The sequence below is a fragment of the Pseudarthrobacter enclensis genome, assembly GCF_030811655.1.
In the GTDB taxonomy this organism is placed as follows: Bacteria; Actinomycetota; Actinomycetes; order Actinomycetales; family Micrococcaceae; genus Arthrobacter; species Arthrobacter enclensis_A.
This window is the reverse complement of record NZ_JAUSRE010000019.1, coordinates 55,691-73,777: the sequence shown is the minus strand read 5'-3', so window position 1 is coordinate 73,777 and position 18,087 is coordinate 55,691. Positions and strand designations below refer to the sequence as shown.

Sequence of the window (18,087 nt, the reverse complement as noted above, 5' to 3'; positions counted from 1 at the left end):
GGCCTTTGTTGTTGCCTAGCTTCCCTGCGGCCGCGCCGGCAGGGGTTCGGGCAACAGCTTCCGGTAGCCGGAGCGGGCCGGCGGACGGTCGGTGGGCAGTTCCTGGATCATTTCCTTCAGCGCGCCGATGCCATACTCCAGCTGCGGATCGCGGCCCGCGGCGTAGGCGTGCGGCGGGTAGGTGACCTCGATGTCAGGATCGACGCCGTAGTTCTCCACGCTCCAGCCCACACCGCCGCCGAACCAGTTCGCATAGCGCGGTTGGGTGACGCCGGTGCCATCGGCCAGCGAGAACCGGTTGTCGATGCCCACCACGCCGCCCCAGGTGCGCGTTCCGATCACCGGGCCGATGCCCCGCAGCTTTGACACCTGCGTGATGATGTCGCCGTCCGAGCCGGCGAACTCGTCCGCGAGGATGATCACCGGTCCCCTCGGCGCGTGGTGCGGGTAGGTGCGCGGCTTTTCCCCGCGCGGCATGCTCCAGCCGGTGACCTTGCGGCCAATCAGTTCGGCGACCAGCTGGGACGTGTGTCCCCCGCGGTTCCGGCGCACGTCCACGATGAGGCCGTCCAGCGCCGTCTCCGTATCGAGGTCGCGGTGCAGCTGCGCCCAGCCGTTGGCCATCATGTCCGGGATGTGCAGGTAGCCGAAGGTTCCGTTGGAGGCCTCGCGGACCGTCCGGCGGTTGCCGGCAACCCATTCCTGGTACCGCAGGCGCTCTTCATCCTTGACAGGCACGACGGCGACGCGCCGCTGGGTGCCTTCGGCAGCAGCGTGCCCGGGACCATTGAGGAGGGTGAGTTCCACTGCCCGGCCCGCCGCGCCCACCAGCTGCATGGCCGGGGTGACGGTTTCCGACAGCGGGACGCCGTCGATGGCCAGCAGGACGTCCCCGGCTTTAGCACCGACGCCGGGCCTGGTGAGGGGTGAGGTGGCCAGCGGATCGGAGGACTCACCGGCCAGGATCCGGGTGATTTCCCAGCCGCGGGCGGTGTGTGCAAGGTCGGCGCCCAGCCTGCCCTGTCCCCGGCTGCCACGTTCGGTAACCGCGGCGGGCCGTACGTACGCGTGTGACGTCCCCAGTTCGCCGTGCAGTTCCCACAGCAGGTCCACCAGATCATCATGCGACCCGAGCCGTTCCACAATGGGGCGGTAGCGGGCGTGGATGGAGTCCCAGTCCTGCCCGGCCATGTCCTCGGTCCAGAAGAAGTCGCGCTGCAGCCGCCAGGCTTCGTCGAACGCCTGGCCCCAGACGCTGAGCGGGTCCAGCAGGACGCGGACCCGGCCCAGGTCCACCTTGACCACTTTGCCGGATTCCTCGTCTGCCTTGGCGTCCGTGGGGATAACCGTCACCTGCTTGTCGGACACCAGCACGGCGTTGCTGCGGTCGCCGGAGAGCCGGTAGCTGTCCACGGCGTCTGCCAGCGTGGCCTGTTTGCGCCGTGCGATGTCGTAGCGGACCAGGGCGGGCCGGGCGTCCTTGTCCTCCTGGCTGGCTTTGCCGTCGCCGGTCACGCCGGCCAGGACCGAGTCCAGCCAGAGAAGGGCGCCGTCAACGGCCTTCAGCGAACTGTAGTTGCCTTGCGGGACAGGAACACCGATCACGCGGTGCGCCAGGCCCTCCGCGTCAACGTGAACGGCGGGCACCCCGTTTTCGGATTGCTCGGCCGACTCCGGCCGTTCGCCGTCGGTATCAGCGACCGGCTCCCCTCCTGCAGGATCCACCGAGGGACCAAAGGGCGACGGCGTATCGGCCGCGAGTGCCACCAGGTACGGCTTGATGGGGCTGGGAAAGGAAAGGTCGAACGAGTGCCCGTCGTACACGGGGTCGAAACTGCGGTTGGACAGGAAGGCGAGGAACTTGCCGTCCGGAGTGAAGGCCGGGGAGGCATCGCGGAAGCGGCCATCGGTGACATCGACGGGCGCGGCGTCCAGCTGCTCCACCGTGGCGAGGCGAAGCCGGCTGCGCGAGCCAAAGGACGTGACCGGCTCCGACCACGCCAGCCACCGGGAGTCGGCCGACCAGGCCAGCTCGGAGATGCTGCCTTCACCGATGCTGGCCACCTGGCTGAGGTCACCTGTGCGGGTGTCCACCACGTACACGTCGCCAAAGGAAGTGCCCAGGGCAAGCCATTTGCCGTCCGGGCTTGCTTCCAGTGAGCTCGGCCGCGACGGTGTCGCCACACTGACCGCCGTCCGGTCCCCCGCGCCAGGTGACAGGTCCAGCGGTGCCTGTCCTGTCAGTGCCTGGGCTTCGGCCGCCGGAGCGGTGGCCTGCGGAGCAACATCTGCCTGCTGGTCGTCGTCTGCCGGAACGTGGGTGGTGGTCCCTGCGAGGACCGCGGCCCCGGATGCGGGAACCGGCTGCGGCAGGCTGACCGTTTCGGTTCCTTCGGCCTGCTCCGCGTCCCCGGAAGAAGGAGCTGCCGAAACGGCGGTCCCGGAAGGGGAGCCGGCGTTGCCGGCTTCTGTCTCGACCCGTGCGGCGGCGTGCTGGACGGGAGCAGCAATGTCCTTGATGTGCAGGGCCTCGACACCGTCGTGGTCCGCGATGTAGGCAATCCGCCCATCGCCCAACGGCCGGGGCAGCCGCCCACGAACGCCGGGGGTTGCCTCGATGATCCGGGACGGTCCGTCCTTGTGCCGCAGCCAGTGGATGGTCCCGTGCGATTCCACGGCGCTGGCCGCGCCAGCGGCATCCGGTGCTACTGCGCCGAGGTGTTTGGCAGCGTCGAGGGGGGCGGGACGCCTGGTCTGTGAGGCGGAGCCCAGGGTGATGTCCGGCTTCACGGCGTCTGAGGCGAGATCCCGGAGCACCCAGAGTTCGCCGGCGGATTCGAAGATGACCCGTTTGCCGTCTGTGGCGGCATGGCGGACGTAGAAGTCCTGGTGGTCGGTGTGCCGGCGAAGGTCATTTCCGTCGGGGAGCACTGAGTACAGGTTGCCGTAGCCCTCGTGGTCGGACAGGAAGGCAATTCGGCCGTCCACCCACAGGGGGTCGGTGAGGTTGCCGTCAAGGTCCGGCAGCAGGCGCTCGAACTCACCGTTGCCGTCGCGGTCGATCCACAGCTTCCCGGCCGTTCCGCCGCGGTACCGCTTCCACCATGCCGGTTCCCGGGACAACACGCTCGCCAGGACCACCGGGCGTTCGTCGCCCACCTCGGGCCCATAGGCCACGGATTCGACCGGGCCATACGGGAGTTCCTGGGCCCAGCCGCCCTCGAGGGGCACGCTGTAGGCATGCGTGTGCCGGCTTTCGGCCTGGCGGAACGCACTGGTGACCACCACGGAACCACCGGCGGTGAAACCCTTGACCTTCGTTGTGCTGTGGCCGAAGTAAGTGAGCTGCCGGTAACCGCCGCCGTCCACCTGTGCCGACACCACCTCCGGCGCCGTTCCCTGGACAACTGTCCATACCAGCCGCTTGCCGTCCGGGGAAAAACGGGGGTTGCGGGCAGGAAGCTGGAGCGACGAGACACGCCAGGCCCGGCCGCCGTCCAGGGGTGCGATCCACACATCGTCCTCGGCCACGAAAGTGACCAGGTCACCGTGCAAATGCGGGAAACGGAAGTAGCTCGAAGAGGTCATCGTTCGATCATAGTCAACCCCTCCCCTGCCCCGCGGGACGTACAGAACGGGCGCCGCCGTGGTGTGATGGACCATGCACATCGTCATGGCCGGCGCCTCCGGGCTCATCGGCACCTCCATGTCCGCAGCCTTCCGCGACGCCGGCAACTCCGTGGTGACCCTGGTCCGGAGGCCCCCTGCCGGTTCAAACGAAGTCCGTTGGGACCCGGCGGCCGGCGTTCTGGACCCCTCTGTGCTTGCCGGCGCTGATGCCGTGGTGAACCTTTCCGGTGCCGGTATCGGTGACAGGCCCTGGACCCGGAAGCGCGTGGAGGAGCTGTTCAGCTCCCGGCTGGAACCCACCAGGACGCTGGTGCAGGCCATGTCGAAGCTGGACAGCCCCCCCGCGACCTTCATCAGCCAATCGGCGTCCGGCTATTACGGGGACGCCGGCAGCACCGTCCTGCGGGAGGACGCTCCTCCGGGCACGGGAACGCTGGCGCAGATTTGTGTTGAATGGGAGCAGGCGGCCTTGGGGGCGCCGGCCGGGGTGCGGGTGGTCATGCCCCGGACAGGGGTGGTGTTCAGCCGTTCCGGCGGCGCGCTGGGAAAGCTGCTTCCCTTGATGCGCCTGGGAGTTGGCGGTCCTTTCGGCAATGGCCGCCAGTTCTGGCCCTGGGTCACACTGCCGGATGTTTCCGCCGCCTTCCTGTTCCTCCTCGGCTCGGCGGTTTCCGGCCCGGTCAACGTGAGCGCCCCGGAACAGGCGGACGTCAATACCATCGTCGGGGCACTCGCGCACGCCCTGCACCGGCCAGCGGTGCTGCGTGTTCCTGCACCGGTGCTGCGCACGGTAATGCCCGGACTTGGCGACGAGCTTCTGCTGCACAGCCAGCGCATGGAGCCCGCGGTCCTGTGCTCGGCCGGATTCCGCTGGCAGCACGGCAGCCTGGACGAGGCTGCACGCTGGGTGACCGCCAAGGAAAGCACGATGTAGAAGGAAGGCACCCTGTAGCAGGACGCCGTCGGCTGCCAAGTACTGCTTGACGGCCAAGGACCAGGACCGCACGGGCCATCCGACGGGCGGCGGCAATATGGCGCCGGCTCAACCGTTGCCTTCAACGTCACAGCCCTGCACACGTCACAGGCCCGGCAGGATGTCGCTGACCCGCCACTCGCCGTCCAGGCGGACCAGCACCAGGCGCAGCGGCTGCGGCCCGGTAGCCGCACCCGTGGCCACGACGTTGCCCCCGCCGCCGGTCGTGCTGTAGCCGGAGGTGGCGGCCACCACCCTGACCACCGCCCGGCTGCCGGTTTCCCCCTCATCCGCGGCCACGCCGGAGAGGGTGCTGGTGAATCCGGCGAGGCGGTGCCCGGAAGGGCGCAAAGCCGCGGCGATCCGTTCATCTGCCGCAGCCGCCGCGGACCCGGGCACGTTCACGTCTGCCAGCAGCTCCAGCCTGCCGCTGCTGAAGGCGTAGTCCCGCAGTGCCGCAAGCCCGCGGACGGCCAGGGCAGGGTCGTCAGCATGGGCCTGGCGCCTTGCATCGCCAAGCGGAGAACCGGGCCCGGTTTCCCCGCCCGGAACAGCACCGCTGGGCGTGGCGGGTACCGGCGGCGGACCGGCATCCCCGCTGCCCGTCCACATCCGCTCCCCGGTGGCTCCGGACAGCAGCAGGAGCCCCGCCACAGCTGCGGCAACGGAGGGCAGGACTGACCGCAGCAACATCCGCCTTCTTCGCCCGGCAACCTGTTCGCCGGCATGTTTGCCCCGGCCTGCCGCCGCTTTTGCCGCCGCAGGCCCGGCGATCCCGGGGACTGCGGCCGCCGGTTTGGGGTGCTTGTTCCATCTGGCCGTCGCCGCCCGGCGGCGCAGGGCCCGGAGTTTCACCGGGAATTCCCTGCGCTTTGATTCATCGTGAATATGCCGCCGGGTCAGCAGTTCAGGCAGGACGGTTGGATGGACGGAGCCGGAGAGGTCCACCGGCTGCGCCTCGGCGCTGCGGTAGACGGCCGTCGCAAGCGCCAGCGCGCCCGGGCGAACCCGCCGGTCCTCGCTTAGCCCTGCTTCCAGGGCCGCGGCGAACTCCTTCGGCACGCCGGGAACCAGAAGGGACAGCGGGGGACGGTCGGCAGTGCGGCCGGGTGCTGCACCGGTCAGGCAGAACCACCCCAGCGCTGCAGCCGAGTAGATGTCGCGTTCCGGCTGGAGTCCGGCCCGGACAGCGTCAACGGGTGAAGGATCCAGGAAGCCGGCCGTACCCCCGCGTCCGCTGCCGCCCGGGTCGCCGAGCATCCGGGCAATTCCGACGTCGGACAGCAGGGGTTTGCCTTGCCCTGTAAACAGAACATTTCCCGGCGACACGTCAGAGTGCGTGAAGCCTTTGCCGTGAAGGTAGTCCAGGGCCTGGGCAATGGGCGTGAGGACCGTGACCGTCTCCCCCACGCTGAGCTTGCCGCGGGCGCAGACCAACTGCGCCAGCGACCCGCCGGCCGCGTAGTCCATAACAAGCGCGGTGCCCTTGGCACCCTCTCCCGTGCGCACCGCATCGTGCACCTTGACCAGGTGCGGATGGTCCAGGGCCGAAAGGATCCGGATCTCCCGCCGGATGCCCTCCTCCGCCATGCCGGTACTGCCCCATGTACCTGGCCCTTCCACCCGGAAGCATTTCAGCGCGTAATCCCTTCCGTTGCCTTGTTCCCTGGCCAGCCACACGTCCGAACTGCCGCCCCTGCCCAACAGCCGGCCGACGTCGTAACCGGGGACTTCCGGCGCCTGTGCATCGTCCATGGTCCATGTCTAGCCGAGTTTCGAGGATGCTGCAGAAGTTATCCACAGGCCCGGCTGCCGCAGTCATAAAGGGGGCAGGCGGTGAGCTTGGACACTAAACCGGGCTGGCGCGCCTGCGGGGTCTAAGCTGGATGCCATGACTCTTGAGTTTTCACAGCTGGGTCTTGCCCCTGACTTCGTTGATTACATGGAAGGCTGGGACGCCCAGCGCGGGCTCCATGACAAAGTTGTTGCCGGAACTGCCCCCAGCACCGTCCTGATTTTGGAGCACGCGGCCGTCTACACGGCAGGCAAGCTCACCGAGGACCATGAGCGCCCGTTCGACGGAACGCCGGTCGTGCCCGTGGACCGCGGCGGCAAGCTCACCTGGCACGGCCCCGGCCAGCTGGTGGCCTACCCCATCCTGAAGCTGAAGAACCGTTCCGGCATCCGGGATTACGTGGAGCGCCTTGAAGAGATCATGATCACCGTCATGGCGGACTACGGCATCAAGGCTGAGCGCATCAAGGGGCGAGCCGGCGTATGGATCAAGGCCGACGCCAAGGGCCCGGACCGCAAGATCGCAGCGATCGGCATCCGGGTCCTGAATGGCGTCACCATGCACGGCGTCGCCATCAACTGCAGCAACGACCTCGCGCCCTACGGACAGATCATTGCCTGCGGCATCACCGACGCCGGGGTTACCACGATGTCACTGGAAACGGGCCACGACATCCGGCCTGCGGACATCGTGGACAGGTTTGTGGCGGAATTCCGCAAACATGAAGAAGCATTGGTTTCGAGCCCTGAAGGAGCTCTACTGTGACATTGGCACCTGAAGGCCGGAAGATGCTGCGGATCGAGCAGCGCAACGCTGCGGTTCCGGTGGAGCGCAAGCCGGAGTGGATCAAGGCCAAGGTCCAGATGGGCCCGGAGTTCGTCGGCCTGAAGAACCTGGTCAAGAAAGAGGGCCTGCACACCGTCTGCGAAGAGGCCGGCTGCCCCAACATCTTCGAATGCTGGGAAGACAAGGAAGCCACCTTCCTGATCGGCGGCTCCGAATGCACCCGCCGCTGCGACTTCTGCCAGATCGACACCGGCAAACCCTCACCCCTGGACCGGTTCGAACCCACCAAAGTGGCCCGCTCCGTCCAATCCATGGCCCTGCGCTACGCCACCGTCACCGGCGTCGCCCGCGACGACCTCGAAGACGAAGGCGTCTGGCTCTACGCCGAAACCGTCCGCAAGATCCACGAACTGAACCCCGGCACCGGCGTCGAACTGCTCATCCCCGACTTCTCCGGCAACCCCGACCACATCAAAGCGATCTGCGACTCCAAGCCGGAGGTCTTCGCGCACAACGTCGAAACCGTGCCCCGCATCTTCAAACGGATCCGCCCCGCGTTCCGCTACGAACGCTCCCTGGACGTCATCACCCAGGGCCGGAACCTGGGCATGGTCACCAAATCCAACCTCATCCTGGGCATGGGCGAAACCCGCGAAGAAATCAGCGAAGCACTCCGCGACCTCCACGCCGCCGGCTGCGACCTGATCACCATCACCCAATACCTGCGCCCCTCCGAACGGCACCTGCCCGTGGACCGCTGGGTCAAACCCCAGGAATTCGTCGACCTCCAGCACGAAGCCGAAGAAATCGGCTTCCTCGGCGTCATGTCCGGCCCCCTGGTCCGCTCCTCCTACCGCGCCGGCCGCCTCTGGGCCACCGCCATGCGCAAAAAAGGACGCGACATCCCCGCCGAACTCGCCCACATCGCCGACGGCATCCAAGACTCCGGCACCACCCGCCAGGAAGCCGCCACCCTCCTGGCAGCACACTCCTGACCCGCAATCCGTGAAGTGCCCAAGGGCCGGACACCGGAAGATTCCGGCGTCCGGCCGTTTGGTTTAAGTCACGTAGAATTGAGGCACTATGGCGAAATCCCCTGACTCCAGCAACTCCTCCTCCGCGGGCTCAAGCGCGGTGAAGCGCAGCATGTTCACGCGCAAACCCAAGGAAGCAAAGGCCAAGAAGCCCAGCAGGCTCAAGCAGATCGGCGAGGTCTTCACCATGACCCGCCGCCACGATCCCATGGTTCCGTGGCTGATGCTGCTGGTGTTCCTGGGTGTGGTGGCTGTGAGCTTCCTGGTGGGCTTCCTGCTGGACAACTGGATCACGGGCCTCATCATCGGCATTCCGCTGGGCCTGCTGGCGGCCACCTTCATCCTCTCGCGTCGTGCCGAGCGCGCCGCATTCGCCCAGATCGAAGACCAGCCGGGAGCTTCGGGCGCTGCCCTGGGCACGCTGCGCCGGGGATGGATCACCGAGGAGCAGCCCGTCGCTGTGAACCCGCGCACGCAGGATGCCGTGTTCCGCGCCGTCGGCCGTCCCGGCGTCGTCCTGGTCAGTGAAGGCCCTACCCACCGGGTGAAGCCGCTGCTGGATGCCGAGCGCAAGCGCCTGGCGCGAATCCTGCCCAACGTTCCCGTCCACACCATCCAGACCGGGCGCGGCGAAGGCCAGGTACCCCTGAGCCAGGTTGCCAAGCAGATGGGCAAGATGAAGAACGAACTGACCAAGCTCGAGGTAAGCACGGTTTCCAAGCGCATCGCATCCATGGGCACCAGGCTTCCCATCCCCAAGGGCATCGACCCGTACAAGGCCCGTCCCAACCGCGGGCGTTAGCCACCAGGACGCCCCGGTACCGGCACAGCCGGCCACCGGGGCGTTTTTCTTGCCCCGGACAGCTCCCGGACGCACTTCCGCACCCAAGCCGCTCACCGACAACGACGGGACGTGACCATGCCCTCGAAGACACCGACCATCCGCGCCTTCCGCATCCTCGCGGTGGCGGAGGCATGCAGCTGGGCCGCGCTCCTGGCAGGGATGTACCTGAAGTGGATTGCGGGCACCACGGAACTTGGCGTCCAGATTGCCGGGCCCGTCCACGGTGCGCTGTTCATCGCCTACGGGGTGACTGCACTGCTGCTTTGGCGCCTCCAGCGCTGGCCGTTCCTGGTGGCCGTGCTGGCTGGAGTCTCCGCCGTTTTTCCCTTCGCCACCATCCTGTTCGAGCGCTGGGCCGGGCGGCGGGGGTACCTGGCTGCCTCCGGGGCAGAGAGTGTGGAAGCCGACCTCGAGCCCAGCCGGGCATAGGCCTGCCGGGCTAAGAACCTTCTACGACATCTTGCCCTGGCGTCGCTGCGAACTGCCGGAAGACCGCGCGGCACCTAAGAGGCGGTCCTGCTGCTAGCGGCGGATGAGGAGGGTGTTCATCGCTTTGTCGTGGAGACCACGCTGGTCGGGATCGAAAATCACGGCGGGAATGACCAGGCACAGCAGAACTGCCCTGACCAGTGCCGCGAGCGGACCCGGAGTGCCGCCGCCCGGCCTGATCACGGCGATGCCCATGACGCGGTGGCCGATGCTGTAGCCCAGGGTTCCCACCAGCAGGATCTGCTCGATGGCAAAGACAGCAAGGGTGGCCCAGGAGTCCCCGCCGAAAGCGAAGTTACTGATCAGCAGTGCGATGCCCCAGTCGATCATGATCGCCGCGATCCTGCGTCCTGCGCGGGCGATGGAGCCGGGGCCGGACTCGGGAAGGCCCAGCCGCTCACCGGGATATTTCGAAATGCCGGAAGTGTCCGGTCCGGTGAGCCAGGACCCGATATCTTTGCGATCTACCACTGTCCAAGCTTACCGAGCCGCCGGACGCAGCGCGCCCACAGTGTGGATGGGACTCGACCGCACTGTGGACGGAAGATAGCGTGGTCATAGCAGGGTGATCTGTAACCTGCCCGAAACAATGCGGACACGGACGGGAAATGCCGCATCCATAGTCTGTTAGCAGTTTCAAGCAATCCCCCGGCAGGTACACACAGCAGGGAAAACAAGCGTTCTCCCTGCTTTTGGATTGCGCTGGATCATGTGGCTTGCATGCCAGATATTTACATATGCGTTAGGAGCATAGATGTTCAAGACTGCGGACGAAGTCCTCAAGTTCATCAAGGACGAAGATGTAAAGTTCGTCGATATCCGCTTCACCGATCTTCCGGGCGTCCAGCAGCACTTCAACGTCCCCGCCAAGAGTGTTGACGCCGACTTCTTCGTCAACGGCCAGCTCTTCGACGGTTCGTCCATCCGCGGCTTCCAGGGCATCGCCGAATCCGACATGCAGCTGATCCCGGACGTCACCACCGCGTTCCTGGACACCTTCCGCATGGAAAAGACCCTCGCGCTGAACTTCTCCATCGTCAACCCGCGCACCGGTGACCCCTACCACCGCGACCCGCGCGGCGTGGCCGAGAAGGCCGAGGCCTACCTGGCTTCCACCGGCATCGCCGACACCGCATTCTTTGCCCCCGAGGCCGAGTTCTTCGTCTTCGACAACGTCCAGTACCAGTCCTCCCCGCAGGGCAGCTTCTACAAGATCGACTCCGAGGAAGCCCACTGGAACACCGGCCGCGAGGAAGAGGGCGGCAACCTGGGCTACAAGACCCCGGTCAAGGGCGGTTACTTCCCGGTCTCCCCCACGGACAAGCAGGCTGACCTGCGCGACGCCATGTGTGTGGCACTGGACGAAGCCGGCCTTGAGGTTGAGCGCAGCCACCACGAAGTTGGATCCGCCGGCCAGGCCGAGATCAACTACAAGTTCACTACCCTGACCCACGCTGCCGATGATCTGCAGAAGTTCAAGTACGTCATCAAGAACACCGCTGACGCCTGGGGCAAGTCCGTCACCTTCATGCCGAAGCCGGTCTTCGGTGACAACGGCTCCGGCATGCACTGCCACCAGTCGCTGTGGAACGGCGGCGAGCCGCTGTTCTACGACGAGAAGGGCTACGCCGGCCTGTCCGACACCGCCCGCTGGTACATCGGCGGCCTGCTGAAGCACGCTTCCGCCGTCCTGGCGTTCACCAACCCGACGGTGAACTCCTACCGCCGCCTGGTCAAGGGCTTCGAGGCTCCGGTCAACATGGTGTACTCGCAGGGCAACCGCTCCGCCGGTATCCGTATCCCCATCACGGGCTCCAACCCGAAGGCCAAGCGCATCGAGTTCCGCGCACCGGACCCCTCCTCCAACCCGTACCTGGCGTTCGCTGCCCAGCTGATGGCCGGCATCGACGGCATCCGCAACCGCATCGAGCCCCCGGCTCCGATCGACAAGGACCTCTACGAGCTCCCCGCCGAGGAAGCAAAGGACATCCCCAAGGCTCCGGGCACGCTCGAGGAGGCCCTGGAGGCCCTGCGCGAGGACAACGAGTTCCTGCAGGCCGGCGGCGTCTTCACCCAGGACCTCATTGACACCTGGATCGGGTACAAGTACGAGAACGAGATCCGCCCGCTGTCCCTGCGCCCGAACCCCTACGAGTTCGAGCTCTACTACGGCGTCTAGTCTCCAGCCTGCCCCGCAGGACTGCTGAACCAGCAAAAGGCGGCCACCGGATACATCCGGTGGCCGCCTTTTGCGTTGTCCGCAGGGCCGTCAGGCCGCGGACGAAGACCGTAGGTGGGGGCCCGCCTCCAGACGTGCTGAGACCGGGAGCCGGACCCCCTGACGAATGCCCCCCGAGACGAAGACTGTCCAGCCTTCCCCCCAACAAGGTTGGAGAACACCGCCATCCACATAATCGGGCAAACGATTGCTAAGCGCAATGCCGGCGCGGCGCGTTACGGCGGCGGCAGGGTGGCGAAGCTGCGGAACAGGGTCCGCTGCGGCCCCGCGGATCCACCCAGGTACCGCCCCGCGTCGAGAAAGCCGGCGCGGCGGTAAGCGGCCAGGCCCGCATGGTTTTCTTCGTTGACGGAAAGTACGACGCCGGACTCGCCGCCTTGGTGCCGGACGGTGAGCCTGTGTGCGGCCTCCACGGCGGCGGCGGCCGCGAGGGTACCCAGCCCTCTCCCCTGGTGCCGGCGATCGATGAGGAAGCCTCGGAGCAACCACGCAGACCGGTCGTCAGGCCACCCGGCGACGCTGGCGGCTCCGAGCTGGAGAGTCAAGAGACCGACGGCGTCACCGCCGGATTCCACCACGTAGGGCCGGCGCGATTCTTCTGCCAGTCCTGCCAGGGCCATTCGCAGGGGGTCGCCCACGAAACGTTCCTGGCCGGGGAGCAGCGACAGGTCCGCCACTGCCCCCAGTTGGATGGCCCGGGCATCTTGGTCCAGGTCCCGGAGGGCAATGAGCCAGACCCAGTCAGTGCCCATAGAAGACGCGTTCAAAGACTGCCCGGGCCCGGCGGCTGACCCGCAGGTAATCCTCCTCCAGCACGGCGGCCTGTCCCGGCTCGTAGCCGCACCAGCGCGCCACGGCCTCAAGGTCGCGGCGCGAAGACGGCAGGAGATCCGAGGCCTTGCCGTTCCAGATGACGTTGGCGGACCGGATGCGGCTGGCCAGGCGCCAGGCCTCGACCAGGAGCGCGGCGTCGGCGGCGTCCAGCAGGCCAAGTTCCGCCGCCGCTGCCAGAGCCTCCAGTGTCGATGTGGTGCGGAGCTCCGGATGTTTCCCGGCATGCTGGAGCTGCAGCAGTTGGACCAGCCATTCGACGTCACTCAAGCCGCCGCGCCCCAGTTTCAGGTGTCGGGCGGGGTCCGCGCCGCGGGGAAGCCGCTCGGATTCAACGCGGGCCTTGATGCGCCTGATTTCGCGAACGTCCTGTTCGGCAACTGACTCCGGGTAGCGGATGGGGTCGATGAGCTCCAGGAAGTCAGCCGCCAGCGCGTCGTCGCCGGCCATGGGGCGTGCCCTCAAGAGGGCCTGGGCTTCCCAGATCAGGGACCACCGCCGGTAATACTCGGCGTAGGAGTCCAGGGAGCGCACCATCGCCCCGTTCTTGCCTTCGGGCCGGAGGTCGGCATCCATCTGCAGCACGCGTTCGGCCATGATGGCCGGCTTCAGCGGCTGGGTGAGCAGGCTGGACACCTTGGCCACGATGCGGGCGGCCTGCTCCTGCGCCTCCGCTTCGGCGAAACCGGGAAGGGCCCGGTGGACATACATGACATCCGCGTCGGAGCCGTAGCCGATCTCGCGGCCGCCCTGCCGGCCCATGGCCACCACCAGCACCGAGGTCTTGAGTGGTCCACCGGCCGAGACGATGCCTTCCGCCACGCGCAGGGCGCCCAGGACGGCGGCGCGGTCCGTGTCCGCCAACGCCCTGCCCACGGCTTCCTGGTCGAGAAGGCCGGCGGAATCGGCGATGGCGATGCGCAGGATTTCCCGCCGCCGGATCAGCCGGATGAGGCGCATGGCACTCTCGGGATCCTCGTGCCGGGACATCTTGGCGGTGATCTCCTGCCATTGGGCTTCAAAGCCCACCGGCACCAGGTCCTTGTCCTGTCCCAGCCATGCCACAGACTCCGGCGAAACTTCCAGGAGGTCTGCGATCAGTCGGGAATTGGAGAGCATGTGGCAGAGGCGTTCGGCGGCGGCGTTGGAGTCGCGGAGCAGGCCCAGGTACCAGTGCGTTGTGCCCAGCGCTTCACTGATCCGGCGGAACGCGAGGAGGCCGGCGTCCGGGTCAACGCCTTCGGCGAGCCAGTCAAGCAGGATGGGCAGGAGCTGGCGCTGCAGGGCGGCACGGCGGCTCACACCGGCGGTCAGCGCCTCGATGTGGCGCATGGCTCCCTGCGGGTCCCGGTAGCCGAGGGCGGCCAGCCGTCCCTGTGCTGCTTCCGGCGTCAGCTTGGCGTCCTCGCTGCTGAGCTTGGCCGCGGAATTCAGCAGCGGGCGGTAGAAGATGCGCTCGTGCAGTTCACGGACCGAGCGCTTGGTACGCTGCCACGTGGAAAGCAGGGAGTCGGGAGTGGGGCGCTCGTTGGAGAAGGGCCCCAGGACGGCCTTGGCCAGGGAGCGCAGGGCCGGTTCCGCCACCGGCATGAGGTGGGTGCGGCGCAACTGGAACAGCTGGATCCTGTGTTCCAGGAGCCGCAGGTAACGGTAGGCGTTGTCAAAGGCAGCGGCGTCTGAACGGCCGATGTAACCTCCGGCTGACAGGGCGGCGATCGCCGAAGTGGTGTCCCGGCGTCGTAGTGATTCATCCGCCTTGCCGTGCACCAGCTGGAGCAGTTGCACGGTGAACTCAACGTCACGCAGTCCGCCGCGCCCCAGCTTGATCTGGCGTTGCTCCTCAGCCGCCGGAATGTGCTCGGTCACCCTCCGGCGCATGGCCTGGACAGACTCCACGAAGCCCTCGCGGCCCGCGGAGTTCCAAATCAGGGGCGCCACGGCGTCCTCGTAGGCCCGGCCCAGCGCGGCATCACCGGCGATGGTGCGTGCCTTGAGCAACGCCTGGAATTCCCAGCTCTCGGCCCATCTGGCGTAGTACGTCTGGTGGGAGGCAAGCGTCCGCACCAGAGGACCCGATTTGCCCTCGGGCCGCAGGTTGGCGTCCACCTCCCACAGGCCCGGTTCCCTGGCGACTGACGAAATGGCCCGCGAAATGCCGCTTGCCAGCGCCGTGCCGATGGTGTTGGCGTGCGCGTCCTCCAGGCTGCCGGGGTCCACCACGTAGATGACGTCGACGTCGGAAATGTAGTTCAGTTCCCGGGCTCCGCACTTGCCCATCCCGATGACCGCCAGGCCAACGTCGGCGACGTCGGCGGCGCTGTGTTGCTCTGTGGCCTCCGCCCGCGAAACGGCGAGGGCAGCTTCGATGGCCGCGGCAGCGAGGTCCGCCAGTTCACCGCCCACCGACGGGAGGAAATCCAGCGGATCCGCCGCGCACAGGTCCTTGACGGCGAGGTCCACCAGTCCGCGGCGGTAGGCGGTGCGCAGGGCGGCGTAGGCGTCAACGCCTGTGGCGGAGGCAACGGGGCGGGCGGCCCGGGGATCTGCGCCCACCGCCTGCAGGAGCGTGGCGCGCAGCCGTTGCGGGTCGGCGGGCAGGGGTTCGGGGCTTGCACGGACCCGGAATGCGTCGAGGTGCTCGGGGTGCCGGATGAGGAACTCCCCCAAGGCCTCCGAGGCGCCCAGGACGCGGTACATCGGTTCGCTGGCCTCCGGCTCGGCGGCCGCCAGGTCCCGCAGCTGCGGGTGTTTCTCGATCAGCCTGACCAGCGATTGGAGGGCAGTGTCCGGACTTGCTGCGAGCTGCAGCCCGGCAAAGAGCCTGTCCTGGTCCAGTCCTTCGAGTTCGCGCGCGGCCAGGAACCTTTCGCCCTTTTCCAGGTCGCTGAATCCGGCCGCGATGAGGCGGCGTGCCAGGCTCACGCCGGGCACCTAGAGGATGCCGAGGTTGCGCTGCAGCTCGTAGGGCGTCACCTGCAGGCGGTAGTCCTGCCACTCGGCGCGCTTGTTGCGCAGGAAGTGCTCGTAGACCTGTTCGCCCAGGATCTGCGGCATCAGCTCGGAGTCTTCCATCGAACGGATGGCATCGTGCAGGCTGGCCGGGAGCGGATCGTGGCCCATGGCACGGCGTTCGGCCGAGCTCAGCGACCAGACGTCGTCCTCGGCGGCAGCCGGAAGGTCGTAACCTTCCTCGATGCCCTTCAGGCCGGCACCGAGCAGGACGGCGTAGGCCAGGTACGGGTTGGCCGCGGAGTCGATGCCGCGGTATTCGATCCGGGCGGACTGGCCCTTGCCCGGCTTGTACAGCGGCACACGGACCAGCGCGGAGCGGTTGTTGTGCCCCCAGCTCAGGTAGCTGGGCGCCTCGCCGCCGCCCCACAGGCGCTTGTAGGAGTTGACGAACTGGTTGGTGACAGCTGTGAACTCGGGAGCGTGCTTGAGGATGCCGGCGATGAACTGGCGGGCCGTCTTGGATAGCTGGAACTCGGCGCCGGCCTCGAAGAACGCGTTGCTGTCGCCCTCGAAGAGCGAGAAGTGCGTGTGCATCCCGGACCCGGGGTGGTCGGTGAACGGCTTGGGCATGAACGTGGCGTAGGTGCCCTGCTGCAGCGCCACCTCCTTGATGACGGTGCGGAACGTCATGATGTTGTCGGCCGTCTGCAGTGCGTCCGCGTAGCGGAGGTCGATTTCGTTCTGGCCCGGGCCGGCCTCGTGGTGGCTGAACTCCACGGAGATGCCGACGGATTCGAGCATGGTCACCGCTGTGCGGCGGAAGTCCTGGGCCACACCGCCAGGAACGTGGTCGAAGTAGCCGCCCTCATCAACCGGCACCGGCGCGCCATTCGGCCCCGGCTCGTGGGACTTGAGCAGGTAGAACTCGATCTCCGGGTGGGTGTAGCAGGTGAAGCCCATGTCCGCGGCCTTGGCCAGGGTTCGCTTGAGCACATTGCGGGGATCCGCCGCCGAGGGCTCGCCATCGGGAGTGAGGATGTCGCAGAACATGCGCGAGGTCTGCTCGGTCTCGCCGCGCCACGGCAGGATCTGGAAGGTGGCGGGATCGGGCTGGGCCAGCATGTCCGATTCGAAGACGCGGGCCAGGCCCTCGATGGAGGAGCCGTCGAAGCCCAGGCCTTCTTCGAACGCTCCCTCCACTTCTGCCGGTGCAAGCGCCACGGACTTCAGCGAACCCACGACGTCGGTGAACCACAGGCGCACGAAACGTACGTCGCGCTCTTCGATCGTGCGCAGGACAAACTCTTGCTGGCGGTCCATGATGGCCTCTTCTCCGGTCAACGTCCATGCTCCGGGTCCGCACAAGGGGAAAGCCGGCAGCAGTTCATCAACACTGTACTAATCATTCGCCGCTCATGCTGAAGCCTGGGGCCTGCGTAACACAGCATTAACCTGCCGCACCGCCGTCAGATGCCGCCGGCCCCGTTTCCGACGGCATGTGACGCCCTTCCGCCGGCTCCCGTTATGACGCTAATCACCGGTCCCGATGCGGAGCGCGGTAGCTAGTACGGCGGGTACCGCATTACGCTCATCCCATGGCCTCCAGCAACAGCTCCGACTCCAGCGCGTCCGCAGAAGTACCCGCACCGTACGGCAGCGGGCCCGGCACACCGGCTGCGGCCGAACGGAAGCCGGCGAAGGTCCGTATCCACCACTTGCAGCAGGCCAAGCGCGAAGGCACCAAATTCGCCATGCTCACCGCCTACGAGCAGTACACGGCCGAAATTTTCGACGCCGCAGGCATCGAGGTGCTCCTGGTGGGAGATTCCGCCTCAAACAACGTCTTTGGCAATGAGACCAGCCTCCCGGTCACCGTGGACGAACTGCTCCCTTTGTGCCGCGCAGTAGCCAGGTCAGCCAAGCGTGCCCTGGTGGTGGCGGACCTGCCCTTCGGCAGCTACGAGGTCAGTGCCGAACAGGCCGTGGGCGCCGGCGTCAGGTTCCTCAAGGAAGGGCTTGCCCACGCGGTAAAGATCGAGGGCGGAAAGTATTACGCACCAACGGTCCGGGCCATGGTGCAGGCGGGCATTCCGGTCATGGCGCACATCGGCTTCACCCCGCAGAGCGAACACGCGCTGGGCGGATACCGCGTCCAGGGCCGCGGCGACGACGCCCAGCGGCTGATCGACGACGCCCGCGCCCTTGCCGACGCCGGCGCATTCTGCGTGCTGATGGAGATGGTGCCGGCGGAAACGGCAGCCGCGGTGGACGCCGCCGTACAGGTTCCCACCGTGGGCATCGGCGCGGGCAAGGCCACCACCGGGCAGGTGCTGGTCTGGCAGGACATGGCCGGTTTGCGGGGCGGCCGGATGGCCAAGTTCGTCAAGCAGTACGCGGACCTCCGCAGCACACTGCTCGACGCCGCCACCGCCTATGGTGACGACGTCCGTTCAGGCCAGTTCCCCGGCCCGGAACACTCCTTCTAACTTTTAACTTTGGCCCGACGGCGCGTCG

13 protein-coding genes are annotated in these 18,087 nt (G+C 67.2%); 7 read left to right on the top strand and 6 right to left on the bottom strand.

The window, feature by feature from the left end; translation table 11 throughout:
* Positions 1 to 15: 15 nt before the first annotated feature.
* On the bottom strand, positions 16 to 3,588 hold the full coding sequence (locus J2X98_RS16750; protein WP_307310403.1) for a S41 family peptidase: 3,573 nt from the start codon (positions 3,586 to 3,588) through the stop codon (positions 16 to 18).
* 73 nt (positions 3,589 to 3,661) lie between these two features.
* Between J2X98_RS16750 and J2X98_RS16745 the strand changes: the two genes are divergently transcribed.
* Positions 3,662 to 4,564 carry a TIGR01777 family oxidoreductase gene (locus tag J2X98_RS16745; RefSeq protein ID WP_307310400.1) on the top strand — a complete coding sequence of 301 codons (903 nt, stop codon included), beginning with the start codon at positions 3,662 to 3,664 and terminating at the stop codon, positions 4,562 to 4,564.
* Positions 4,565 to 4,708: 144 nt separating this feature from the next.
* Here J2X98_RS16745 and J2X98_RS16740 read toward each other — a convergent pair whose 3' ends face one another.
* The gene (locus tag J2X98_RS16740) at positions 4,709 to 6,358 is read right to left on the bottom strand and encodes a serine/threonine-protein kinase (RefSeq protein ID WP_307310397.1); all 1,650 of its coding nucleotides are present in this window, start codon (positions 6,356 to 6,358) and stop codon (positions 4,709 to 4,711) included.
* Positions 6,359 to 6,494: 136 nt separating this feature from the next.
* Between J2X98_RS16740 and lipB the strand changes: the two genes are divergently transcribed.
* From lipB to J2X98_RS16720, 4 genes are all read left to right on the top strand, one after another.
* On the top strand, positions 6,495 to 7,163 hold the full coding sequence (gene lipB, locus J2X98_RS16735) for a lipoyl(octanoyl) transferase LipB (RefSeq protein ID WP_307310395.1): 669 nt from the start codon (positions 6,495 to 6,497) through the stop codon (positions 7,161 to 7,163).
* Positions 7,160 to 8,179, top strand: a complete 1,020-nt coding sequence (gene lipA, locus J2X98_RS16730) for a lipoyl synthase (RefSeq protein ID WP_141940896.1) — start codon at positions 7,160 to 7,162, stop codon at positions 8,177 to 8,179. Before lipB ends, lipA begins: the two co-directional genes overlap by 4 nt.
* Positions 8,180 to 8,267: 88 nt before the next feature.
* Positions 8,268 to 9,020 carry a DUF4191 domain-containing protein gene (locus tag J2X98_RS16725; RefSeq protein WP_141940895.1) on the top strand — a complete coding sequence of 251 codons (753 nt, stop codon included), beginning with the start codon at positions 8,268 to 8,270 and terminating at the stop codon, positions 9,018 to 9,020.
* A 117-nt stretch (positions 9,021 to 9,137) separates the two neighbouring features.
* Positions 9,138 to 9,491, top strand: coding sequence for a DUF3817 domain-containing protein (locus tag J2X98_RS16720; RefSeq protein WP_307310390.1), 354 nt, complete (start codon positions 9,138 to 9,140; stop codon positions 9,489 to 9,491).
* A 93-nt stretch (positions 9,492 to 9,584) separates the two neighbouring features.
* Here the strand turns inward: J2X98_RS16720 and J2X98_RS16715 are convergent, their stop codons facing one another.
* The gene (locus tag J2X98_RS16715; protein ID WP_141940893.1) at positions 9,585 to 10,022 is read right to left on the bottom strand and encodes an RDD family protein; all 438 of its coding nucleotides are present in this window, start codon (positions 10,020 to 10,022) and stop codon (positions 9,585 to 9,587) included.
* Between the two features lie 283 nt (positions 10,023 to 10,305).
* Between J2X98_RS16715 and glnA (J2X98_RS16710) the strand changes: the two genes are divergently transcribed.
* Positions 10,306 to 11,730: a type I glutamate--ammonia ligase gene (gene glnA / locus J2X98_RS16710; RefSeq protein WP_307310386.1), complete on the top strand. Its 1,425-nt coding sequence runs from the start codon at positions 10,306 to 10,308 to the stop codon at positions 11,728 to 11,730.
* Positions 11,731 to 12,005: 275 nt separating this feature from the next.
* Here glnA (J2X98_RS16710) and J2X98_RS16705 read toward each other — a convergent pair whose 3' ends face one another.
* From J2X98_RS16705 to glnA (J2X98_RS16695), 3 genes are read right to left on the bottom strand one after another with little or no spacing between them, the layout of a single operon-like run.
* The gene (locus tag J2X98_RS16705) at positions 12,006 to 12,542 is read right to left on the bottom strand and encodes a GNAT family N-acetyltransferase (protein WP_307310383.1); all 537 of its coding nucleotides are present in this window, start codon (positions 12,540 to 12,542) and stop codon (positions 12,006 to 12,008) included.
* Positions 12,532 to 15,543 carry a bifunctional [glutamine synthetase] adenylyltransferase/[glutamine synthetase]-adenylyl-L-tyrosine phosphorylase gene (locus J2X98_RS16700; RefSeq protein WP_307310380.1) on the bottom strand — a complete coding sequence of 1,004 codons (3,012 nt, stop codon included), beginning with the start codon at positions 15,541 to 15,543 and terminating at the stop codon, positions 12,532 to 12,534. The genes J2X98_RS16705 and J2X98_RS16700 overlap by 11 nt, the downstream gene beginning before the upstream one ends.
* A 9-nt stretch (positions 15,544 to 15,552) precedes the next feature.
* Entirely contained in the window at positions 15,553 to 16,893 is a 1,341-nt protein-coding gene (gene glnA / locus J2X98_RS16695) for a type I glutamate--ammonia ligase (protein WP_141160830.1), read from the bottom strand.
* A 275-nt stretch (positions 16,894 to 17,168) separates the two neighbouring features.
* Between glnA (J2X98_RS16695) and panB the strand changes: the two genes are divergently transcribed.
* On the top strand, positions 17,169 to 18,059 hold the full coding sequence (panB, locus tag J2X98_RS16690; protein ID WP_307310376.1) for a 3-methyl-2-oxobutanoate hydroxymethyltransferase: 891 nt from the start codon (positions 17,169 to 17,171) through the stop codon (positions 18,057 to 18,059).
* The last annotated feature ends 28 nt before the right edge of the window (positions 18,060 to 18,087 follow it).